A 20,862-nucleotide genomic window follows, 5' to 3' on the forward strand; every position below is an offset into this window, starting at 1 on the left:
AAAGCCCCCGTTTTCGATTAGATTAAGGTACCTCTGTAGGAGGTGTTTCAATACTGTAGCCATCGATAGAATGGTCTACTTGTGTGTATAATTTATGAAATGAATATAGTTCTATGCAAGCAACAACTACAGCAATGAGAAGAATCGAAATAACTATATGACGTATAATAGAAGATATACGTAATTTCTGAATGACATATTCTGTATCCGCATTTTCATAATATTCAATAATAATATCTTTTGGCGTACCGATACGATTGCATAATTCATGGTATGTAATTGCTGGTTGCTCACTGCAAATGCTCTCAAGATTTTGCAATATCGTATTTAGAAAATCTTTTTCATATTTTCCTTTGATTGGAATTAATGTTTTTAATTTCCGGTAATAAGTTGAACCGCCTTTTGTTAAAGTTTTGTATTTCATGGCGTATCCTCCGCTTGCAGAGTTTGAAAATCAAAATTTAAGATATCGTGGATACTCTGCGTAGTTTTTAAATATTCCTGTGTCAATTCTTCAAGTCGATTTTGACCGGATGACTCAATGTGATAATAGACGCGAATCATTCGTCTGCCAACCTGTTTTTTGTAATCAGTGATATATCCACTATCGATTAACTTATATAAAACAGGGTACATCGAACCTTCTGGAAAAGAAAGATATTCATTTGTAATATCACGAATTATCTGTCCAATTTCATATCCGTAACAATCGCCTTTTTTACTCAGTATGTGAAGAACTAACATTTCACAGGAACCTTTTTTAAATGTGTTCCTTGATTTCATATATGTTAAATCCTCGTATTGTATAGTAGTAGTTTTTATAGACCCTCTCCAAGGTCTTTACAACTATTAGGTCATAGTCCATCCTTGATACCAACACTTGATCTCGCATACCCTAAGATTTCTCCTGACCTGCTATAGCCGCGTCCTCTAAGCTTAGCTTCGTGCCAGATCTGTCTTATTCCGTCTTCGTCAAGTGCTTTTAAATCATCCGGAAATGGTGCCTGTTTCAGCAGTTCCAGGCTGAATGCACCATCGACTTTCCCAACGCATCCTTATACTCTGGGTAATAGATCTTCATCTCCCTGTGCATCCGGTTTATGGAACGGATCCTGTCCTCATTCAGCTGATCTTTGAACATCGATAACCTGCGAAGTTCCCCATAAAGTTTTTCTGGAAGATATGGCATAGCGAAGTTGCCATCCTTGACAAGATTTGCAATCAGTTTCGGATCCTTCGTGTCGTCTTTCAGCTGGCTGTTGTCTTCAATCTCCTTCGTCTGCTTCACAGCATAAGAATTTACCTGAACAACGCTGATTCCATTGGAAATCATCCACGTCGCAAGGCAAAACCAGTAATGACCTGTCGGCTCTAATCCAAGCACGATCTGATTCTTATTATGTTCAGCAGCTATCTTTACCGCCCATTCCTTTGCACTCTGGAATCCCTCTGAATCATTATTAAACGAAAAGGCGGACTTACTGAGCTCTCTGCCGCGGGTGTCGATTGCTCTCACATAGTGCGTTTCACTGCCGACATCGCATCCTAAAATAAGCATGTCATCACTGATAAATGAGAGTTTTTCATTTTTATCAAACTTACCATTGATTTCTAACTCATGCCAGGTTGACGCTTTAAGATTTTCCCTGATCACCTTCGCTTTTTTCAAAAGTTCCTGTTGTTCAAAAATATTTGCTGTAATTAATTGATTTTTCTTCTTTGTGCTTTTAAGATTCATGTTAGATACCTCTTGTATTTTTTAGATTTTTACCAACTGGCAGGTTAGTAATAATCTAAATTTACTTGAGGTATTTTTTTATGTCAATCTCTTGGCTTATTTAAAGTATACAGGAAGCTTTCTATTTTTTATGATTATATAGTAACCAAAATATAGAAAATAATCAATACCTATATAAACTAAATATATGTTGACATACATAATAAACAATGATATTATTAATTCGTCAAATAAAGGAGGAGGGGAGTCCAATGGTGACTGAAGGAGATGTGATTGACAAATTATATTAGGAGGAGAAAAAATATGTTGAAAAATAAGGTTAGAAGTATTGTTGCAGGTTGTTGTGCAGCAGCATTGTGTTTAATGAGTACAACTGGAGCTTATGCAGCAACTTCAAGATCATGGAGTGTGCATGCTCAGCCGGGGTCATATCAAACAACTCAAGTCGTGTCTATTGTTAATTTTGGAAATGGTTATGTAGCATCTTGTACAGCTATGAGTGGTGATGTGGCATCAAAATCAACGACAATTCGGGAATATTCGAATAGTGCATGCACTAATGCAGTGGCACTAAATAAAACAGTAACTTTTACAGATGTAAATAAAAGTATAACATTTAAACATAAATCAATGCCGTCGGTTGATACTGTTTATATGAAAGCTTCACTTACTTATGGAAATGGCTCGAAAGCGTCTATGTCAGGAACAATAAGGACTAATGGATAGTAACCTTGAGAAGAAATTAGCGAAAGGAGTCAGATTTATTTTGGCTCCTTTTGTTGTAGAGGTAATTAGCATGATATATATAAAAAAATTCTCCCTATTTATATTGATTGGATTAATCACTTTTTTGACGGGTTGTTCTGCCAATAAATCAGAAATTCCTCAAAAAGAGAAAAATTTTATCCCCATCTCAAAAGTTGAAACAGATACCATTACTGAAAACTATAAAAATCTTGATATATCGAATACAAAGATTACAATTCCAGATGTAGATGAGGTTTATGAATTGAATTTCCCGGTTTCCACAGATACATTTGAAAGACAGTTGGAAAAGTTTGAATATAATATTCGAAAGTATGAAGGACTGGAAGAGGATACTGATTTGGTACCTTATATGAATATTATGTATTGGGATAATGAAAAAAATGATAGGTTAGTAATTCCACTGGATGAAGCAACAAAGGAGCAAAAAGAGCAGGTACAATATATTGGTTATAATGATGGAATATGTTCTGAACTGCTTGTCTTTTCAAATTTTATGTTGGAAATGGGGGATTATGCTACAACGACAACATTGGTAGGCGACCAGGATGATCACTCAAAGGATGCTTATGGATATCGTTCTACAAATCTGGGGACATCGGTAGCAACTTATGATCTGGATAAAGATGATATTTCAAATATTTCTTACCATTTATCAGATGGCGACCTGTTGTTGACAGAAGCAGTGGACTATGTTGAAAAGCATATGAAAGAAGATTATTATTATGTAGGATCGGAATATCTTGATTATTCCGTATTCGGGATAGATGTAAGAAAATTAACTGATGAGATATATTATTATGAGTTTGATGTGGGAACCGCTTATGATGGTGTTGCATTAAACCATGATGATGCAACCTCACTGGATAGTATGAATGAAGATTCTGGAAAAGATAATCTGACCGCTGAACCATTTGGTACGAACCATCTGGTTACAATGTTTGAAAAAGATAAATTGGGCTTTATCTGGAGTTGTTGCCAGAATTTTGAATCTGTTCAGACTCTGAATACTTATGACAAAGTATTGCCGCTTGATGTGGTGTGCGAGACGTTAAGTAATTATATATCGAAAGACAAGCAGTTTCAGATCAGCTCGATCGAGTTGCTATATCAGACAGAATTTGAGTATGAAAATGAGGAAAAAAGAGAGTGGGGGTATATTCAGTCGATTCATTGTCGGCCTGTATACCATTTTTCTATTGAGAACACAGGTCTATCTGAATACAGAAAGATGTATTTTGATGTGGATGCGATTACAGGTGATATTACTACCATGGTATATTAGGATTAGGCAGGTGACGGTAATTCTTGTGCGAAAGATTAATGAAAAAGGAAATAGTTTCAGGGAAATACCTGATCTGTATTGTTGGGATTATGTTATTGTGTTTTACAAGTCGTTTTCCGGGAAGTGATGTTGATCTACATGAGATGACGCTTATGGCATTTGTAACTTATGGTAAGTCACAATTATTACAGATGGGTGAAATGGCAAGTTCTTACAGTGTAGCTGTAAGTTTTCGCGATATGGAATGGTTTATTGTGTTACTGCCAGTGATGTCAGTACTTCCGGTTGTTTCTGAATTTGCTGAAGAATGGTTCAGCGGACATTACTATATGTCAATTTCCAGAACGACAAGAATCAAATATACAATGAAATGGATGACAAAGGCTGCTGCAGAGACATTTGTCGGTGTTGTATCTGGAATTATCTTATATTTTATTCTGGTTTATATAAAGTTCCCGGTCTATCTGCTTTCAGGTGATGCAGCAGAGAGTAGTGTGATCGCGAATGTGTATGGAACCACGATTGCTGCAAGGGGATTTCATCTCGGTGTTTCAGTTATTCATACGGGAATGCTGGCCTCAGTATTTGCTATGCTGTCAATTGTGATAACAATAATTTGTAAAGAATGTTTTTATGCCGTCAGTGGGCTTGTTCTGGCAGAATATTTTAGTAAAAAATTGTCCTCGGCATATGAAGGATTTTTATTATATCAATATTACGATAATGGAGAAAAAATTCCGGCAAGATACAATGCAATAAGATTTTTATTCCCATCGAATCATCTGTTTTATGATCGGTCATTTTATAGTGATTTTGGAATAAAATACGGATGGTATTTGATCTTTCTGATTCTATTGATTATTGCAATTTGTGGGATATTTTATCTGCAAATAAGGAGACGAAATGAATAAAAAACAGAAAATCAGGTGGATTTTTTGTGTCGCAGGAATGGAATTCCGGAAGTGGATCAGTTTGAAAAATTTTTTGATTTTACTATTTGCTGCAATATTCCTGGGGGAATATGTATATCGGGATATGATTTCAGTGGCACAGCTTACACATTTACAAATTAATATGTTGGAACCATTTGACCTGGTTATGTCCTTCCAATTTTACATTTTAGTCATACCACTGGTGTTTTGTGTATTATTATCCGGATTCCCGGATAACAGTGCAAATAATATTTTTGCTTTTTCCAGGTCAAATCGTGTGATGTGGCTTTGCGGACAAATATTATTTGGTATGTTGACTGGAACTTTATGTATATTGTTTTTTGTAGTAACAAGTCTGCTCTGGGTTGGAAGGAATGGAGTAGTTTCTAACCATTGGAGTAGTTTTATGACAGATATGTATGCGGGATTTCCGGAGATATATGCGAAAAATGACAGGTTATTTTTGGAATCTGGAACAATGAGTCATGGTACTCCAATCAGTGTCGCAATGATATGCATTGGTCTGATGCTGTGCTATTTTATGGTTTTACTTCAAATCTTATGTTTTTTCCATTTGATCGGTCATAAAAAAATGGGTATGTTTGTTGCAATGTCAGTGACTGTGATTGGAGCAATTTCAGTGTCCTTTTTTGAAAAAATATCCTGGTTGTTTCCTATGACACATGCAATTTTTGGTGTCCATTTTGACAAATTTTATGCACAGCCTAAATGTAAAATTGGGTGGTCGTTGCTGTATTTTCTTGTTTTAAACATACTATTGTTTGCAGAAAATGTTTTTCAGGTAAAAAAATGCAGAATAGGAGACAATGGATGAATCAATATATGATAGATATTACGGATGTTGGACTTACAATTCGGGGAAGAGAAATTTTACATGAGATAAATGTACAATTTGAGTGTGGAAAAATATATGGTCTGGTAGGACGTAACGGATCAGGAAAAACAATGTTGATGAAATGCATCTGTGGATTTGTGCATCCGACACACGGAACAGTCAGAGTAAATAGTAAAGTAATCGGAAAAGACATTGATTTTCCCGAAAATATGGGGGTGATAATTGAGAACCCATCTTTTATTTCACATATGTCTGGGTTAAGAAATCTGGAGATTTTGGCAGGATATAAAAAGTGTGTATCGAAAGAACAAGTGAAAAAAATTATGGAATTAGTAAATCTGGATCCTGAAAGCAGACTCCCTGTCAGTAAATACAGTCTTGGAATGAAACAGCGCCTTGGAATTGCACAGGCGATTATGGAAAAACCGAAGTTATTAGTTCTGGATGAACCATTTAATGGACTGGATGAAGACGGTGTAAAAGAGGTCAGAAATATACTGCTCAAAATGAAGCAGACAGGGGGGACAATCGTATTATCTTCGCATAATGCAGAGGATATTAAAATATTATGTAACAGCGTCTACCAGATGAACAAAGGGTATATGAAACAGATTCTCTAAATAATGATAAATTCGTTTATAGTTAAAAAAGAATATATTTAAAAATTATAAAAATAGAGCTATCATTTAGGAAAATGATTGTAATTCAATAGATTGATTTTGATATACTGTATCAAAGTAAGTTTCCTTCCATCTAAAATCAACGTATATATTTAACAAAGGTCAACACATTCCAATGGAATGGTTCAGTTTAAGAGTGTCAGATACTCTTATTTTTGTAAGGATTTCTTACATAAATATCCAGCTTGGATATGACAGGAATAGTCCTGTTTATCAAAAAATAAATATGAATACGCAGATATGTAAAAAGACAGGGCATGATGCTCTGTCTTTTTGCATACCCAGAAAGAAGGAGGAAAAGAAAAATGCAAGTTTCTATTGACAATGATGAATTAGAAAAGAAAGTAGCAATTGCATTGAAAGGCATCAATGGAAGATCATTGGCTCAGGCAATTTTAAAATGCATCATCATCAAAGCAAAAGAGGATGAAATCCTGTTGGAAGCTACCAACCTGGAGATTGGATTACGGGTGAAGGTAGACGGAACGGTAGAGGAGGAAGGATGCTGTGCGATTGATGGAAAATCACTGGCAGACATTTCCAGAAAAATGCCTGACGGTGATGTGGTAATTCAATCGGATGAAAAAACGGCTGTGATATCCGGGAAAAAGGTGAAGATCAAACTGCCAGTCAGCGATGTCGAGAGCTTTCCAGGACTTCCGGATCTGACAGAAATGGAAGTGAGTTGCAGCGTTTTACAGGGAGCGTTGAAAGATGCCTTAAATGGTGTACTATTTTCGATTGCAGTTACAGAAGTAAATCAAATGCTGTCGGTGGTACATGTTAAGTGCGAGGAAGGGCAGATGCGTCTGACCGGACTGGATGGTCATCGGATCGCAATCCGGGCGCTAGAGGTACAGACGGAGGAAATGGAATTAAATCTTCCGGGAATCCCATTAAAAGAGATCGCCAAGCTGTTAAATAATGAGGAACAGAAAGTAGATCTGTGTGTAACGGAGCATCTGGCTTGCTTTCTGATGCCGGATGTCTGGGCATCTATGCGGCTGGTTGACGGAAAATATTTTGATATTTCCGCTTTCCTGCAGGATAAGACAAACAGGAATATCAGAATCGACAAGACACAGTTAAAAGACAGCGTTTCCAGGGCATTACTGCTATTAGCAGATAAAGTGCAGAAGCCATTGGTCGTACAGGTTGCGGAGAATAAAGTGACACTGGAAGCTGCGACCACAGCAGGGGAAATGTCAGAGTCGATCAATGCCGTAACGGAAGGGGAAAGCGAACCACTAAGAATTGGATATAATCCCCGCTATCTGATGGAGATACTACAGGCCATAGAGGATGAAACCATCGACTTGAGTTTGGGTGGTGCAAAAGATCCTTGTCTGATCAAAGGGATGGATTATCTGTATGTATTATTACCCGTTTCATTAGGCAAAACAGAAGCAGCACTTTAAAGGTGCGAAAGGAAATTTTTGATGAAGAAAGTATTAAAAGGAAAAGTATATTGCACTGAGACTGCAAAGGAAGTTGCGCGTATTGAGAATGGATGTATTTTTTACCACAGTGTTAAAATCTTATTCCCAAAAAAAACAGGGGAATATTTCCTTTATGAAAAGAACGTCGTAGATGAAAGTATCGAACCATATACGAAAGAGGAAGCGGATGCGTGGCTCAAACGGCATAAAGCTGAAATTGAGGAAACAAAAAAAACGTAACAAGAAGTAATTGCAGGTACGGATCATGTCAAAATAGGTTGATCTTGGAACCGGAATGTGATTTGCAGAAACTATTTTGGGGAAAATTGTAAATATTTGTTATTACATGCCATCTAAATCCGTATATAAGTATAGAGGCATGGAAAGGAGGGCTGGAACAAATACTTACAATTCAAATGAAAACAGGAGGTAGAGAACTTGAAAGAAGAAGTGATTATGTGTAAAATAGTCTCAAAGACAAATGGATTTCATGGGAATAGTTGGGAGGTGAAGTACACCGATGAGCTATAAGATGGAAACATTTGAAGAACGCAAAGTGCGCTACATTGAGAAGATTAAAAATCTCACCATGATGAGCGACATTCTGGCAAGGAATGTGCTCAAAGATAAGGAATGCTGTGAATACATATTGCGTATCATTATGAATGACAGCATGTTGACCGTTCTTGATAACCAGGTTCAGGTGGATTACAAAAACTTACATGGCAGGAGTGCTGTTCTTGACTGTGTAGCAAAGTCGGGGGATGGTCGCCTGTTTAATGTAGAAATCCAGCAGGAAGATGAGGGAGCAATCCCGAAACGTGCCAGATATCATTTAGGATTAATGGATATGAATGTATTGAATCCGGGAGAGTTTTTTGATAAACTTCCCGAAACATATATTATATTTGTCACACAGGATGATACGCTTGGTTACAGATTACCGATTGCTCACGTGGATCGGATCATAAAAGAAAATGGGGCAGAATTTGGAGATGAAGCCCACATTATTTATGTGGATTCAAGCAAGCATGAGGATACAGAGCTTGGACGGCTGATGCATGATTTTCACTGTAAGGCGGCATCTGATATGCAGGACGGTGTATTAGCAAAAAGGATATACGAGTTAAAAGAGTCAGAGGAAGGAGTCACGCATATGTGTAAAGTGTTGGAAGAAATTCGTGAAGAGGGACGAATGGAAGACAAAATGGAAACAGCAAACAATTTATATAAGATGGGGATGCCATTGGAGCAGATTGCTCAGGCAGTGCAGGTAAGTGTTCAAATGATCCAGGAATGGCTTTCTGGAGAAACTTCCCCAGTGAAATAATTCTAGTAAATGGATGAATAGCCAGAAATAACAAGATATAGGCTCTGATAATATAACGATCAGAGCCTATCATGTTAAAGGAGGAGTAATAGAAAATGAGCCGAGAGATAGAAGAGATACGTGCAGAAGGCTATGCAAAGGGACGTGCAAAGGGATATGCCAAGGAATATGCAGAGGAATATGCGGAAGGTTATGTAGAAGGATATACAGAAGGCTATGCACTAGAAGAAAAAAAGGAAATGGCGAATCGATTAAATGACTTTGGCCTGCCAGTGGAGCAGATTGCCCAAGCGTTAAATGCAGATGTTTCCATGGTGCAGGAATGGCTTGCTGAGCCACAGTTGCCGAAAGAACAGTAGGTAGGAAGAAAAGATAAAAACAGTGAAATCCTGGCTTCATTTATTGAGGTCAGGATTTTTTTTCGCATTTTTTTGTTATGAAAGGTGCTCGAAATCCGTATATCAGATGTGAGATGACTCCCACCTCTGCAGGTGGTGAGCAACAAGATTATATCAGTGGTGGGATTCAATCTCCCATCTGATATAGCCTCCGGCAGGATTGCAGAGATGCACAGAAGAATATGTCATGCATTGCATGACGTGCATCTCGCAGCAAGAATGCCGAGGGCGTTCTTGAAATAAGTAGACAGATGAGAAAGGATGCAGGAATATCCTGCAAATAGGTGCGAAAATGGAACAGTATACATTACCAATTATGCGTTACACGAATGAGATCTGGGATATTTTATATCCGGAGGCTTCCAAGGATGAATGGAGCTGGATGAACAATGTACATTCCAGTGCAGATGCCGCAATCATACAAATGCAAATGGCAAGGCAGAGTGCGCATTATCCTAAAAAACTGGGGAAAGTGCAGTTTGTGGTAATCGACCAGGAATTTTTTCAGTGGATTGGTATGACGATCCATGAGTGGGGGCAATTGTCACTTGGAAAAAAGGCGAAAGACATGCAGAAGTATTTTCATCAGTTGACGGAGCCGGATATGCAACGCCTTTTGGAAAAGAACCATATGGATCAGGATCATCGGATGTATGTTTACCGATTCCGGACAGAAAATATGTTACCAAATTTGTGTGAACTGCCAACGGATCCAAAAGAGCTGCTTACAGACTGCCTGAAACTTCGGGTGGATGGGAAGCTGTTATATCTACCGGGCATCTGCTTTTCCAAGGATTTTCATGGATTGGACTTTACACCATCAGAACTTTATCGGGACTTCCAGGAGATGGCAGAAATTTACTTTGCCACAGGTGCCAGCGTCCGGAAGGGAAAATACCGCGTGGACCAAAAGAGAGAGGTTCGGAAAGCATCTGGACAGGAGCTTCAGATTCCCTTTGTAGTGGCGCATGAAGCGAAGGCATCCATGAACGTAGAGGAACTGTTTGAGTCCCCATTTCACTCAAATGTATTTCCGGAAGAACTGCATACAGTTCTGAAAGAAACGTTTGGTGAGATCCAAACCCCTCAGATTATACGCATTTTGGACTTGCCATTCTTTATGAAGTTTCCATATGTAAAAAACTGACGTATATAAACAATATCAGTCATAGATCAGGATCAGACCTGAAGAAATCATATGTCCCATTGGGACAGCAAATCATAAGGTGGGAGCATATCCCCACGATCAGAACAGATGCAGAAGCATCGTCGAATGGGCAGGAGATCGCCTGCGAGAAATCAAAATACAATCGGGGGAACCCCGTTTATACATAGATAGAAAGAAGGAATCCGCACACTGGTGCGGATTTTTTGTATGCAAAAAAGGAGGAAAGAAAAAAGAAATGAGGCAATTTTTTACCTTTTTCTTGTCGTATGACTGGTTTGGGTTTCGGCAGAAAAAGAAGAAACAACAAAGAAGGGATTTCCGGTTTCATGGCGATGTCATGCATCTGGGAGCGAAAGCACGTTTTAAGCGGAACGTGGAAGCAGTCAGGCTGTTAAAACATCTGGAGAGGGAAAACCGTCTGGCAACAGAGACAGAGCAGGAAGTATTGGCAAAATATGTCGGATGGGGCGGTCTCTCCCAGGCGTTTTCAGAGGATGATGCAGCGTGGGCATCCGAGCACAAAGTCCTGCAGGAATTATTTACGAAAGAAGAATATCAGGCTGCCAGGGCAACGGTTACGGATGCTTTTTATACGGATCAGGGAATCGCTAAATCCATGTGGGAAACCTTGAGACGGTTTGGCTTTCAACAGGGAAACTTGCTGGAGCCGTCGCTTGGGATCGGAAATTTTTTCAGTGTCATGGATGCAGATCCGATGATCCACCGCTATGGGGTAGAGATCGATCCTGTGAGTGCGCATATCGCAAAACAACTCTACCAAAAGGCTGAGATCACACAGGCCGGACTGGAAAATACCAGGTATGAGAATAACTTTTTCGACTGTGCCATTGGAAATGTCCCGTTTGGTGATTACCAGGTGGCAGATGCGCGTTATGATCACTTTCATCTGAAAATCCATGAATATTTTCTGATCAGGAGCGTGGACCTGATGCGGGCTGGCGGGATTGCAATCCTGATCACTGCAAAAGGGACACTGGATGGGAAAAATACATCATTCCGGAAACTGCTGGCAAAAAAAGCGGTACTGCTTGGAGCAGTGCGGCTTCCCGTAGAAGCATTTCAGGGAATGGCAGGGACGAAAGTCACCAGTGACATCCTGGTGCTGCAAAAGAAAGAGCATGCGCTTTCGGATACTGTCACATGGGTGGATACGCTACAGACACCGGATGGCTTCCGAGTCAATTCTTATTTTATGGAGCATCCGGAGCAGGTCCTGGGTGACCTGCAGGCAGATACCAGATTCCCACATGCGTTTTGTGTCACGAAACAGGATTTTTGTGCGGATGATGTAAAAGCAGCACTGGACCGGATCAAGGGGACACTGCCGGAAAGCGTACACACAGAGGAAGTAGTGTACGCGCCGGCACCGGCGGATGTGAAGAATTACACCTACTTTTTCGATAAACGCGGGGCATTATATTTCAAACGGAATTCTGTGATGGAAGCGGTTTCTGTCGGAAGAATGGCACGCCAGAGGATCGCCGGGATGGATGAGATCCGGCATCTGGTACACCGCCTGTTAAAGTTACAGCAAAAGACGGGAACAGAAGAGGAGCTTACGCGTGTGCGCCACAAGCTAAACCAGACCTATGATGCGTATGTGAAACGGTATGGGCATCTGACCAACATGGGAAACAAGGTTTTTCGGGAGGATGCAGATTATCCGCTGCTGTGCGCCTTGGAGATCGTGGAAAAGGATCATGTCCGGAAAGCGGATATTTTCTATCACTGCACCATGCGTAGACAGGAAGTGGTCACAAAGGTGGATTCGTCAGTGGATTCCATCAGTTTGAGCTTAAACCAGTATGGAAAGATCAATCTGCCGTATATGGGAGGACTGGTGCAAAAAGAGGATGAGACAATGGAAGATGCCATGAAACGTCTGACTCAGGAATTGCAGGGACTGATCTATCCAGATCCGGCATGTTACCGGGAACAGACGCCTTACGAGGGATGGGTGACTGCCGGGGAATATCTGTCCGGCAATGTCAGAAAGAAGCTGCGTTTTGCGCAAGGCGCTTTCCGGGCCAACCCGAAGCTGTTTGCAGAAAATGTCAGGGCATTGGAGCAGGTGCAGCCGGAGGATATCCCGGCAGGGGACATCTCCATCCAGATCGGAATCCCATGGATCGAAGCAGAGGATTATGAAGCATTTTTATATGAAACGCTTGGGACACCGGGATATTACCGGCGTGATCCGAAACACCTTTCCGATACTGACATTGCGGTAAAACAAAATCCCGTCACAGGGGCTTACTTTATCACCAATAAGGCATCACAGGCATCTGTTTTGCAAGCGAGTGAGACCTATGGAACCGCGCGGATGGATGCCTATACGATCTTTCAGACATCACTGAACATGCGGAAAGTAGTAGTCAAAGACCGGATCGATCATTCCGATGGCAGTGTGACTTATGTGGTGAACCAGAAAGAGACCATGCTGGCTTCCGAAAAGCAGGAGCTCCTTCAGATGAAGTTTAAAAGCTGGCTGTTTGAGGAACCGGGACGAAGGAAAAAGTACGTCCGATATTATAACGAAACATTCAACCATACAAGACTGCGGGAATACGATGGCAGTTTCCTTACGTTTCCGGGAATGAACCCGGCATTCGAACTCAAGCCTTACCAGAAGAATGCGGTGGCCCGGATACTTTTATCCGGAAATACCCTGCTGGCACATTGTGTCGGGGCTGGAAAGAGTTTTGAGATGGTTAGTGCGTGCATGGAACTCAAGCGCCTTGGACTGGCACAAAAGCCGCTGATCAGTGTACCAAAAACACTGGTCCGCCAGATGGCTTCCGAATTTTTGCGCCTGTATCCCGGGGCACATATCCTTGTGACTTCCGAGCGGGATTTTACGAAAAACCGCCGGAAAGAATTCATCTCACGCCTTGCGACCATGGAGTATGACTGTGTGATCATGTCCCACAGTCAGTTTGAACGCATTCCGATTTCCCCGGAGCGGCAGAAGATGATCTTACAGAGACAGTTGGATGAGATCCTTATGGGGATTGAAGAACTGAAAGCCAGAACGGGGGAACACTGGACGGTCAAACAGATGGAGCGGGAGCGAAAGTCGATCGAGACAGAACTGAAGAGACTGCAGGATGCATCAAAAGATGATGTCATCTGTTTTGAAGAACTTGGGATCGACTGCATCTTTATCGATGAGGCACATATCTACAAAAACTGCAAGATCTTTTCCAAGATGGGAAACATCCCCGGCATTACAAGTGCTGCATCTAAGCGGGCATCCGATATGCTTGCCAAGTGTCAGTACCTGAATGAATGCACGCCGGGGCGCGGTGTGATCCTGGCGACGGGGACACCGGTGTCAAATTCGATCTGTGAAATGTATGTGATGCAGCGTTACCTGCAAAGCGACAAACTTTCAAAGATGGGATTACAGTAGTTTGACAGTTGGGCAGCGACCTATGGGGAGACAACGACGGCATTGGAGCTGGCAGTGGAAGGCAATGGCTACCGGTTTAAGACCAGGTTTAACCGTTTTAGGAACCTGCCGGAGCTGCTGACGATGTTCCGGGAGATTGCCGACGTGCAGACCAGGGATCAGTTAGACCTTGACGTGCCGGAGGCAGAATACCGGGTGCAGGTGGCAAAACTGGATACTTATGGAAGAAAGATCATGGACAGTTTCGTGACGCGGGCAGAGCAGATCCATAACGGGGGCGTGGATGCCTCAGTGGATAATTTTTTGAAACTGACAACAGATGCAAGGCTGCTTGGCACAGATGCCAGACTTCTGGATCCGGAAGCACCAAAAAATCCGGATGGAAAGCTGGAGCAGTGCATCGTATGTGTCAAACAGGAGTATAATGCAGCTTTGGCAGAAGGAAAGATCGGGACTCAGCTTGTCTTTTCGGATATCGGAACCCCGAATGATGGGAGCCGGTTCAGCGTTTATTCCTATATCAAAGAAGGACTGATACAGAATGGAATCCCAAAAGAGCAGATCGCGTTTATCCATGATGCAAAAACAGAGGAAAAACGGCAGCGACTGCTTGATCTGGTGCGGGAAGGTGAAATCCGGGTACTGATAGGATCTACCGAAAAATGCGGCACCGGAGTCAATGTACAGGACCATGTCATTGCCCTGCACCATATCGACTGCCCATGGGTCCCGGCCCACATCGAACAGCGGGAAGGGCGCGGGATACGGCAGGGTAACGAAAATACCAGCGTCCGCATTTACCGATATGTGACACAGGATACCTTTGATGCGTTTTTATGGTCTGTGCTGGAAAATAAGCAGCGTTTCATCTCCCAGGTGATGCATGCCGGAACGACAGCACGTACCTGCGATGACATAGATGAGATGGTGCTAAATTTTGCGGAGCTGAAAGCGATCGCCACAGGTAACCCATTGATCAAGGAGAAGATGGCGTTAGACAGTGAGGTGCAAAAGCTCCAACTGCTAAAGGCACACTATGACTCCCAAAAGTACGCCCTGCAGGATGCCTATCTGGAAGAATATCCGGCACGCATCCGAAAAGAGACGGAAAAACTCTCCCGGCTGCAGGAGGATCAAAAAACCATTGCTAAGGAAACAAAAGATATATTCTGTATGGAAGTGGAAGGTATCGCCTATCTGGAACGTGCGGAAGCTGCACAGGCGGTGGAAGACCTGCTCTTACGTGCGCCAAAGGGTGTGAAAGTGGAACTGGGACGGTACAGAGGGTTTAATATCTTATATCAGCAGGACATCTTTGGTCGGAACTTAGGTATCTGTGGTCGTAATACATACTGGATTGATGCGTCCCTGTCCGGAAGCGGCTGTATCCGGCGCCTGGATAATTTCTTCACGTCATGGGATAAGATGGAGCAGAAGATCAAAGCAAAGATAGAGGAATACCGAAATGCGCTGAAAGCGGCAAAGGCAGAATATGAAAAGCCGTTTGAACGGGAAGCGGAACTGATCGAAAAGAGCCAGCGACTCTCACAGATCAATGCGTCCCTGGAACTTGACCGGAAGGATGACAGCGGGGAAGCAGTCACATAAAGCGGCAGAAGGAAATAAAGGAGATAGAAAAAACATGACAGTAAAAGAAAAACTGAAACAGGAAGAGGAGAAATTGTTGGAAAGCGTTAACAATTCGTATCGGGACATGATGAGGGCACAGTTTGACTGCATCTTTGAGGAGCTGGAGGAACGGTGCGAGAAAAGTCCGGAATATGCAGCGCGGGTGTTACTGTCCCATAAGAGCTTTGCGCGTTGCATGAAGTATGCCATGAAAAAGATCATGGAGATCCGCACGCCGACGGAGAAGGAAAAGGAGCTTGCCCGGAAGCAGGAAGCCCCGATCGTGACACCGGTTTCTTCCGATGTGTTGTTCGAGTGGATCGATGAGTATTATGAGCTTGACGATAAGGAAGCGTATGAGAAAGAAATGCAGAAGCAGGAAGCGGCACAGACTTCTAAAAAGAAGAAACGGACGGTCAAAAAGCCGGCAAAACCATTGCTGGATGGTCTGCTTGGAAAAGAAGGCGGCGATGCGCCAGACCTGAAGCCATCCAAAGTAAAAAAGAGCAGACGCAAGGAGCTGGACGGTCAGTTATCGTTGTTTCAGATATAAGAAAAAATGAGAAATGTGGCAGCACCTGTTTTGTATGGCAAGGCAGAGATGCCCTGGACGGGGATCTTTTCCCTGTCTGCTGTTACAAAAAAGAAAATGGAGACAGGCAGCAAGAAGGCTGTCTGGGAAAGGGGATATATGAAGATCGCATATAAGGCATTCCGACCGGACCTGTCCTGTCAGGCAGGCGGCAGTACATACCAATACCAGTTACAGAAGTGGAATGAGATCAAGGAGGCAAAATGCAGGGAGACAGGTTTTCACTGCGCGGAAGATCCGCTGGACTGCTTAAGCTACTACCCGGTATGGGAACAGGCGGTATATTACATGGTGGCGGCAGATGGAGACATTGACGAGGATGCCTGTGATTCCAAGATTGCATGCACAAGGCTCCGGTTGCTAAAAAAGATGACAAAAGAGGCGTACATCTATGTGGCACTGGTCTATATGGTACAGCATCCTACACGTAACTGGAATGCCAATGTAAAGAGAGAACGTGCAGTTGCAGACCGCAACCAGATGGCAGTCAGCCGGGGAAAAAATCCGACAGCCAAGGGTGGTCTGGGTGCAGTATTAGGGCTTGCCAGGGAAGCACCGGATGGATGTGGGATCACAGAGATCGCGGTGTGTGTGGTAGACGGGAAACGATATCTTCCGGATGTCTATTATGACGTGAACGGAAATGAAGTGCTTATATAAGGAGGAAAAGGAAAATATGAAACGACAAGTGATAAAAGGCTATCCATGGCCGGAAGAAAAACATAGTATCGCAATAAGGAAAGCAGTGATCGACGATGGGATGTATCTCATCGTCGATTTTGTATCTGACAAACCACAGCTTCGGGTCTGCATCGGTAAGAAGGAATATGCCAATTATTATCCGGAAGGAACTTCGGTTACCGTTCAGGGGAAGAAACATGAGACATACGTGGTTTTGCCGGACAGTTGGGACCAAAAGCAGATCGCAAAAGTGATCGAGTCAGACTTACTGGTAAAGCAGGCAGTTTCCTATGATGATGGCGGAACCGGGGTAGAAAAGGAAAATCTGTGCGGATGGATCGGGTTAAAAGAACACGATTGCCAAAAGAAGCTGATGGAACGCAAACACGAGATCCGAAGAGACCGGATTCAGGAGTTTCAGGCACTGGTGCCAGAGATCCCATCAGGATTTAGTAAATGGGCGAGAAAACAGTGTGAGGAACATCTGTTTACTTATGAGCCGTTCCGACGGCGAAAACAGACGACTGGGATCTGCTCCAACTGCGGGCAGGAGTCCGTAGTGGAAAACATACAGCAAAACCAGACGTATATCTGCCCAAAGTGTAACGCAAAGACCAGGACACGCCGCATGGATTATAAACATAAAAATCCGCGTCCGGTTCAGTATAAAGAACGGGAAGTGATCCTGTTCCAGCGTGTGGAAGGCGGTTATGTGGAACGGCATTTCATAAGCTGGATGAAACTGGCGGTTGCCAAGGAAAAGTATGGATGTGAGGAAAGTGCAAGAATCTTTCTCCGGCATGGGAAGGAGAGGACTTTCTATGCGAAATATAGTTATCTCACCAGAGAGGTATTCTGGGACGATGCCAATTTTGGTTATTTTGACCCAGGTGGGATGATACGGATCGAAAATGGTCCCATCTATCCCTACACGTTTCGCAAAAGCCTTACCAAAGGTACAAAATACCAATACTCGGCACTGGAACAGTTACAGAAAGAACCGGGATTTTCCCCGATCGAATATCTGCAGCGCTATGAAAAATATCCGGTATTGGAGCAGATGGTCAAATCCGGACTTAGGAAACTTGCGTTACAGATGGATCTGTCAAAGCTGAATCTGAAAGCAAAAAAACCATGGGAGTTATTTGGACTTACGAAGGATGCCTTTCACAGATTACGTCAGATCAATGGGGGAAAAGAGGAGATACTGTGGTTTCAGTATATGGAGCAACAGCATCTTACACTTCCCAATGCGGTTATCTGTGGAATGGCAAAAGAAGGCATTGAGCCTGCAAATATTTCCGGTGTGCCGTTATCTCCGACGGTCATCTATAATTACCTGAAACGGCAGGCGACTGGATGCAAGGGCAGACGGCACATGCGGGAACTGCTTGGCACTTGGGAAGATTACCTTTCCATGGCGGCATATCTGAAGATGCCGATGGATCAGGATATGGTCTTACGTCCCCGCGACCTGCTTTTGGCGCACCGCGAAGTGCTCTCCCAGTGTGGAGGAAAGGAGAAAGGGCTCCGGGTTGTAGAGATCGCTAATAAATTTCCACGTGTGGAAACGGTACTGGCATCCATCAAAGAAAAATATGAGTATGTTGGAAAGACATTTTCGATTGTGGTTCCGGAAAAGATTGAGCAGATCATAGAGGAAGGACAGGCATTGAAACATTGTCTTGACCGTTCAGACCGCTATTTTGAGAGGATTGCAAACCAGGAGTCCTATATTGTGTTCCTGCGTCGGACAAAAGCAATGGAGCAACCCTATTATACGCTGGAGATCGAACCGGATGGAACGACACGCCAGAAGCGGACGGTGGGAGATAATCAGAATAATGATTATCACCGGGCAGAGAAGTTTTTGAAAAAGTGGCAGGCGGCGATCAGACCAAGGCTTTCACAGGAAGATTTTGAGCGACAGGAGATCAGTCGTCAGTTGAGGATGTATGAACTGGAGTCCCTGCGTAACGACAAAGTCACCGTCCATGGCGGAAGCCATGCAGGGGAACTGCTGGCGGATATTTTAGAAGCCGACCTGATGGAAGCATAAAGATTTACAAAGGCATATTTCGTTAATATACATATCACCAAGAAAAATATGAGAAAAATATGAGGAAACATAGATGAAAAAAACAGAAAAAAGATTAATAACCTTATCAGATGGAACTGGCATGGGTGGAGAATTATTAGTATTTAGAACAGATGCTCCGGCAGAAGTGTTGTCAGAGTTGGAGAAAATATCCTGCGAGATTTTTATCAACGGAGCTAATTATGAGGACGTTCCTATATGGGCAGATGTTTTAAAAGAGAAGGGGTATGAATTTACATCTATTGATTCATGCACCCATGTAACTGCTTACGGCACATCAAGTGATTGGCTAGAGGAAACTTTTGGAGAAATCAATGAAAAATATGTCATTGAGGACCAACCCGACCTATTTTTAGGAGCTGACCTGATGGAAGCATAGAAAGTTTTCAAAATAAATTGATTGATTTGAAACAATAGTATATGCTAGTAGATAGGTAAAAGGAGATGGAAGCGCATCTGCAAAAGGATGTGTGCAGGAGACAGAGAAAGTGTATCTGAAAAAGATTTCTTTAGAGAATTTTAGATGTTTTGAAAAAGTCGAGGCTGACTTACAAAAGAAACTGACATTGGTTGTTGGTGCGAATGGTGCCGGAAAAACATCTCTGTTGGAAAGCATTGCCATTGCAATGAGTACCATGTTTACGGCTTTTGATGGAGCAAAAGCTATGAACATCACGAAGGAAAGTGCTCATCTGAAGGCATATAAGATCGGAAGTACCGATAACGTGCAGCCACAGTATCCGGTTCGGATAGGTGCATGGGCACAGTTGGATGAAAGACCGGAGATTTACTGGGAGAGAACGCTAAATACTGCAAAAGGGAAAACCACGATAAAAGATGCCAAACAGATCCTGGAAGTTGCATCAGATTACCAGAAACGGCTCCAGGAAGGGGATACCTCATTACTGTTGCCGATCATTGCTTACTATGGTACAGGCAGACAATGGGATTATCATCGTGAAAAGCAGGCGGACATTTCTGAAAAAAATACAAGAACGAACGGTTACATTGATTGTATGAGCGGAACGGCAAATATCAAATTGATGATGAACTGGTTTTTGAAAATGACAGTGCAAAAATACCAGAACCAGGAAAATGGGTATGGACCAGTACCGGAGTTGGAAGCAGTTTTTTCCGCGATGGAGCAATGCTGCAATCGGATCACCGGTTCTAACGATGCAAAGATTCAGTACAATATAGAAACCAAGGAAATTGATGTTGCTTATACGGATGCACAGGGAATGCGCATGTGTATCCCACTAAACCAGTTGAGTGATGGCTATAAAAGCACGATCAGTCTGGTAGCAGATATTGCATATCGTATGGCAGTATTGAACCCTCAGTGCCTGGGCGAAGTCTGCAAAAAAACGGATGGAATCATTTTGATTGATGAGGTGGATCTTCATCTTCATCCGGCATGGCAGAAACAGCTCTTACATGACCTGACGGAAATTTTCCCAAATGTTCAGTTTGTTGTCAGTACAAATGCTCCGGAAGTGATCAATTCAGTAGCAAGGGAGCAGGTGGTTGTCCTGGAAAACTATCAGGCATTACCGGCACCTGCAGAGACCTATGGAAAAGATGCGAATAGTATTTTGCGTGCGATTATGCGTGTAAAAGAGCGTCCGGATGACATTATGGAGAAATTTGAGCAGTTCTATCATGCAATCGATGCACAAGAGTATACACTGGCAAATGAGATCCTTGGAAACCTGGATGAAATCCTTGGGGATGATCCTGATCTTACAGCGATGCATATACAACTGGATTTAGAGCAGATGTAAACATTGTATAGAAAAGTGTTTTGAAATATCCAGATAATTGGTTGGAAAAACATA

The 20,862-nt window shown here is 42.4% G+C and carries 20 protein-coding genes; 17 read left to right on the top strand and 3 right to left on the bottom strand.

The window, feature by feature from the left end; genetic code table 11:
- Positions 1-22 precede the first annotated feature (22 nt).
- From ACIRUQ_RS05145 to ACIRUQ_RS05155, 3 genes are all read right to left on the bottom strand, one after another.
- Positions 23-424, bottom strand: coding sequence for a DUF6120 family protein (locus ACIRUQ_RS05145; protein ID WP_021738317.1), 402 nt, complete (start codon positions 422-424; stop codon positions 23-25).
- A complete protein-coding gene (locus tag ACIRUQ_RS05150; RefSeq protein ID WP_021738316.1) occupies positions 421-783 on the bottom strand; it encodes a PadR family transcriptional regulator in 363 nt (120 codons plus the stop codon). The genes ACIRUQ_RS05145 and ACIRUQ_RS05150 overlap by 4 nt, the downstream gene beginning before the upstream one ends.
- A gap of 226 nt (positions 784-1,009) precedes the next feature.
- Complete coding sequence (locus tag ACIRUQ_RS05155) at positions 1,010-1,738, bottom strand: transposase (RefSeq protein WP_021738315.1); 729 nt, start codon at positions 1,736-1,738, stop codon at positions 1,010-1,012.
- A 303-nt stretch (positions 1,739-2,041) separates the two neighbouring features.
- Here ACIRUQ_RS05155 and ACIRUQ_RS05160 point away from each other — a divergent pair, with 303 nt between their 5' ends.
- The 17 genes from ACIRUQ_RS05160 (at position 2,042) to ACIRUQ_RS05240 (ending at position 20,808) form a co-directional block, all read left to right on the top strand.
- The gene (locus ACIRUQ_RS05160; RefSeq protein WP_021738314.1) at positions 2,042-2,464 is read left to right on the top strand and encodes a hypothetical protein; all 423 of its coding nucleotides are present in this window, start codon (positions 2,042-2,044) and stop codon (positions 2,462-2,464) included.
- Positions 2,457-3,788, top strand: coding sequence for a hypothetical protein (locus tag ACIRUQ_RS05165; protein ID WP_021738313.1), 1,332 nt, complete (start codon positions 2,457-2,459; stop codon positions 3,786-3,788). Before ACIRUQ_RS05160 ends, ACIRUQ_RS05165 begins: the two co-directional genes overlap by 8 nt.
- Positions 3,789-3,940: 152 nt before the next feature.
- A complete protein-coding gene (locus tag ACIRUQ_RS05170; RefSeq protein WP_147597862.1) occupies positions 3,941-4,699 on the top strand; it encodes a hypothetical protein in 759 nt (252 codons plus the stop codon).
- Positions 4,700-4,760: 61 nt separating this feature from the next.
- Complete coding sequence (locus ACIRUQ_RS05175) at positions 4,761-5,555, top strand: hypothetical protein (protein ID WP_154315124.1); 795 nt, start codon at positions 4,761-4,763, stop codon at positions 5,553-5,555.
- A complete protein-coding gene (locus ACIRUQ_RS05180; RefSeq protein WP_242853596.1) occupies positions 5,552-6,196 on the top strand; it encodes an ATP-binding cassette domain-containing protein in 645 nt (214 codons plus the stop codon). The genes ACIRUQ_RS05175 and ACIRUQ_RS05180 overlap by 4 nt, the downstream gene beginning before the upstream one ends.
- 365 nt (positions 6,197-6,561) lie before the next feature.
- On the top strand, positions 6,562-7,674 hold the full coding sequence (gene dnaN / locus ACIRUQ_RS05185) for a DNA polymerase III subunit beta (protein WP_021738308.1): 1,113 nt from the start codon (positions 6,562-6,564) through the stop codon (positions 7,672-7,674).
- 21 nt (positions 7,675-7,695) lie between these two features.
- Positions 7,696-7,935: a hypothetical protein gene (locus tag ACIRUQ_RS05190; RefSeq protein WP_021738307.1), complete on the top strand. Its 240-nt coding sequence runs from the start codon at positions 7,696-7,698 to the stop codon at positions 7,933-7,935.
- A gap of 280 nt (positions 7,936-8,215) precedes the next feature.
- On the top strand, positions 8,216-9,025 hold the full coding sequence (locus tag ACIRUQ_RS05195) for a PD-(D/E)XK nuclease family transposase (RefSeq protein ID WP_021738306.1): 810 nt from the start codon (positions 8,216-8,218) through the stop codon (positions 9,023-9,025).
- A 95-nt stretch (positions 9,026-9,120) separates the two neighbouring features.
- The gene (locus ACIRUQ_RS05200; protein WP_021738305.1) at positions 9,121-9,384 is read left to right on the top strand and encodes a hypothetical protein; all 264 of its coding nucleotides are present in this window, start codon (positions 9,121-9,123) and stop codon (positions 9,382-9,384) included.
- A gap of 331 nt (positions 9,385-9,715) precedes the next feature.
- The gene (locus ACIRUQ_RS05205; protein ID WP_055290138.1) at positions 9,716-10,570 is read left to right on the top strand and encodes a hypothetical protein; all 855 of its coding nucleotides are present in this window, start codon (positions 9,716-9,718) and stop codon (positions 10,568-10,570) included.
- Positions 10,571-10,826: 256 nt separating this feature from the next.
- Entirely contained in the window at positions 10,827-14,024 is a 3,198-nt protein-coding gene (locus ACIRUQ_RS05210; RefSeq protein WP_055290137.1) for a DEAD/DEAH box helicase family protein, read from the top strand.
- 42 nt (positions 14,025-14,066) lie between these two features.
- A complete protein-coding gene (locus tag ACIRUQ_RS05215) occupies positions 14,067-15,632 on the top strand; it encodes a helicase-related protein (RefSeq protein WP_055290136.1) in 1,566 nt (521 codons plus the stop codon).
- Positions 15,633-15,666: 34 nt separating this feature from the next.
- Positions 15,667-16,206 (top strand): Cas9 inhibitor AcrIIA9 family protein, encoded by a 540-nt coding sequence (locus tag ACIRUQ_RS05220; protein ID WP_022036681.1) that lies wholly within the window; start codon positions 15,667-15,669, stop codon positions 16,204-16,206.
- A gap of 15 nt (positions 16,207-16,221) precedes the next feature.
- A complete protein-coding gene (locus ACIRUQ_RS05225; RefSeq protein WP_341437717.1) occupies positions 16,222-16,905 on the top strand; it encodes a hypothetical protein in 684 nt (227 codons plus the stop codon).
- A gap of 16 nt (positions 16,906-16,921) precedes the next feature.
- Positions 16,922-18,985 (top strand): PcfJ domain-containing protein, encoded by a 2,064-nt coding sequence (locus tag ACIRUQ_RS05230; RefSeq protein ID WP_044962834.1) that lies wholly within the window; start codon positions 16,922-16,924, stop codon positions 18,983-18,985.
- A gap of 73 nt (positions 18,986-19,058) precedes the next feature.
- A complete protein-coding gene (locus tag ACIRUQ_RS05235) occupies positions 19,059-19,403 on the top strand; it encodes a hypothetical protein (RefSeq protein WP_021738299.1) in 345 nt (114 codons plus the stop codon).
- A gap of 109 nt (positions 19,404-19,512) precedes the next feature.
- Complete coding sequence (locus ACIRUQ_RS05240; protein WP_070103958.1) at positions 19,513-20,808, top strand: AAA family ATPase; 1,296 nt, start codon at positions 19,513-19,515, stop codon at positions 20,806-20,808.
- The last annotated feature ends 54 nt before the right edge of the window (positions 20,809-20,862 follow it).

The sequence above is a fragment of the Eubacterium ramulus genome (assembly GCF_045002895.1).
In the GTDB taxonomy this organism is placed as follows: Bacteria; Bacillota; Clostridia; order Lachnospirales; family Lachnospiraceae; genus Eubacterium_I; species Eubacterium_I ramulus.

Excerpts from the sequence above, each read along its gene's own strand:
- ACIRUQ_RS05190 (WP_021738307.1), top strand. The coding sequence starts at position 7,696 with ATGAAGAAAGTATTAAAAGGAAAAGTATATTGCACTGAGACTGCAAAG.
- ACIRUQ_RS05220 (WP_022036681.1), top strand. The coding sequence starts at position 15,667 with ATGACAGTAAAAGAAAAACTGAAACAGGAAGAGGAGAAATTGTTGGAA.
- dnaN (WP_021738308.1), top strand. The coding sequence starts at position 6,562 with ATGCAAGTTTCTATTGACAATGATGAATTAGAAAAGAAAGTAGCAATT.
- ACIRUQ_RS05200 (WP_021738305.1), top strand. The coding sequence starts at position 9,121 with ATGAGCCGAGAGATAGAAGAGATACGTGCAGAAGGCTATGCAAAGGGA.
- ACIRUQ_RS05235 (WP_021738299.1), top strand. The coding sequence starts at position 19,059 with ATGAAAAAAACAGAAAAAAGATTAATAACCTTATCAGATGGAACTGGC.
- ACIRUQ_RS05145 (WP_021738317.1), bottom strand. The coding sequence starts at position 424 with ATGAAATACAAAACTTTAACAAAAGGCGGTTCAACTTATTACCGGAAA.
- ACIRUQ_RS05180 (WP_242853596.1), top strand. The coding sequence starts at position 5,552 with ATGAATCAATATATGATAGATATTACGGATGTTGGACTTACAATTCGG.
- ACIRUQ_RS05205 (WP_055290138.1), top strand. The coding sequence starts at position 9,716 with ATGGAACAGTATACATTACCAATTATGCGTTACACGAATGAGATCTGG.
- ACIRUQ_RS05210 (WP_055290137.1), top strand. The coding sequence starts at position 10,827 with ATGAGGCAATTTTTTACCTTTTTCTTGTCGTATGACTGGTTTGGGTTT.
- ACIRUQ_RS05150 (WP_021738316.1), bottom strand. The coding sequence starts at position 783 with ATGAAATCAAGGAACACATTTAAAAAAGGTTCCTGTGAAATGTTAGTT.
- ACIRUQ_RS05160 (WP_021738314.1), top strand. The coding sequence starts at position 2,042 with ATGTTGAAAAATAAGGTTAGAAGTATTGTTGCAGGTTGTTGTGCAGCA.
- ACIRUQ_RS05165 (WP_021738313.1), top strand. The coding sequence starts at position 2,457 with ATGGATAGTAACCTTGAGAAGAAATTAGCGAAAGGAGTCAGATTTATT.
- ACIRUQ_RS05155 (WP_021738315.1), bottom strand. The coding sequence starts at position 1,738 with ATGAATCTTAAAAGCACAAAGAAGAAAAATCAATTAATTACAGCAAAT.
- ACIRUQ_RS05195 (WP_021738306.1), top strand. The coding sequence starts at position 8,216 with ATGAGCTATAAGATGGAAACATTTGAAGAACGCAAAGTGCGCTACATT.
- ACIRUQ_RS05230 (WP_044962834.1), top strand. The coding sequence starts at position 16,922 with ATGAAACGACAAGTGATAAAAGGCTATCCATGGCCGGAAGAAAAACAT.
- ACIRUQ_RS05170 (WP_147597862.1), top strand. The coding sequence starts at position 3,941 with ATGGCATTTGTAACTTATGGTAAGTCACAATTATTACAGATGGGTGAA.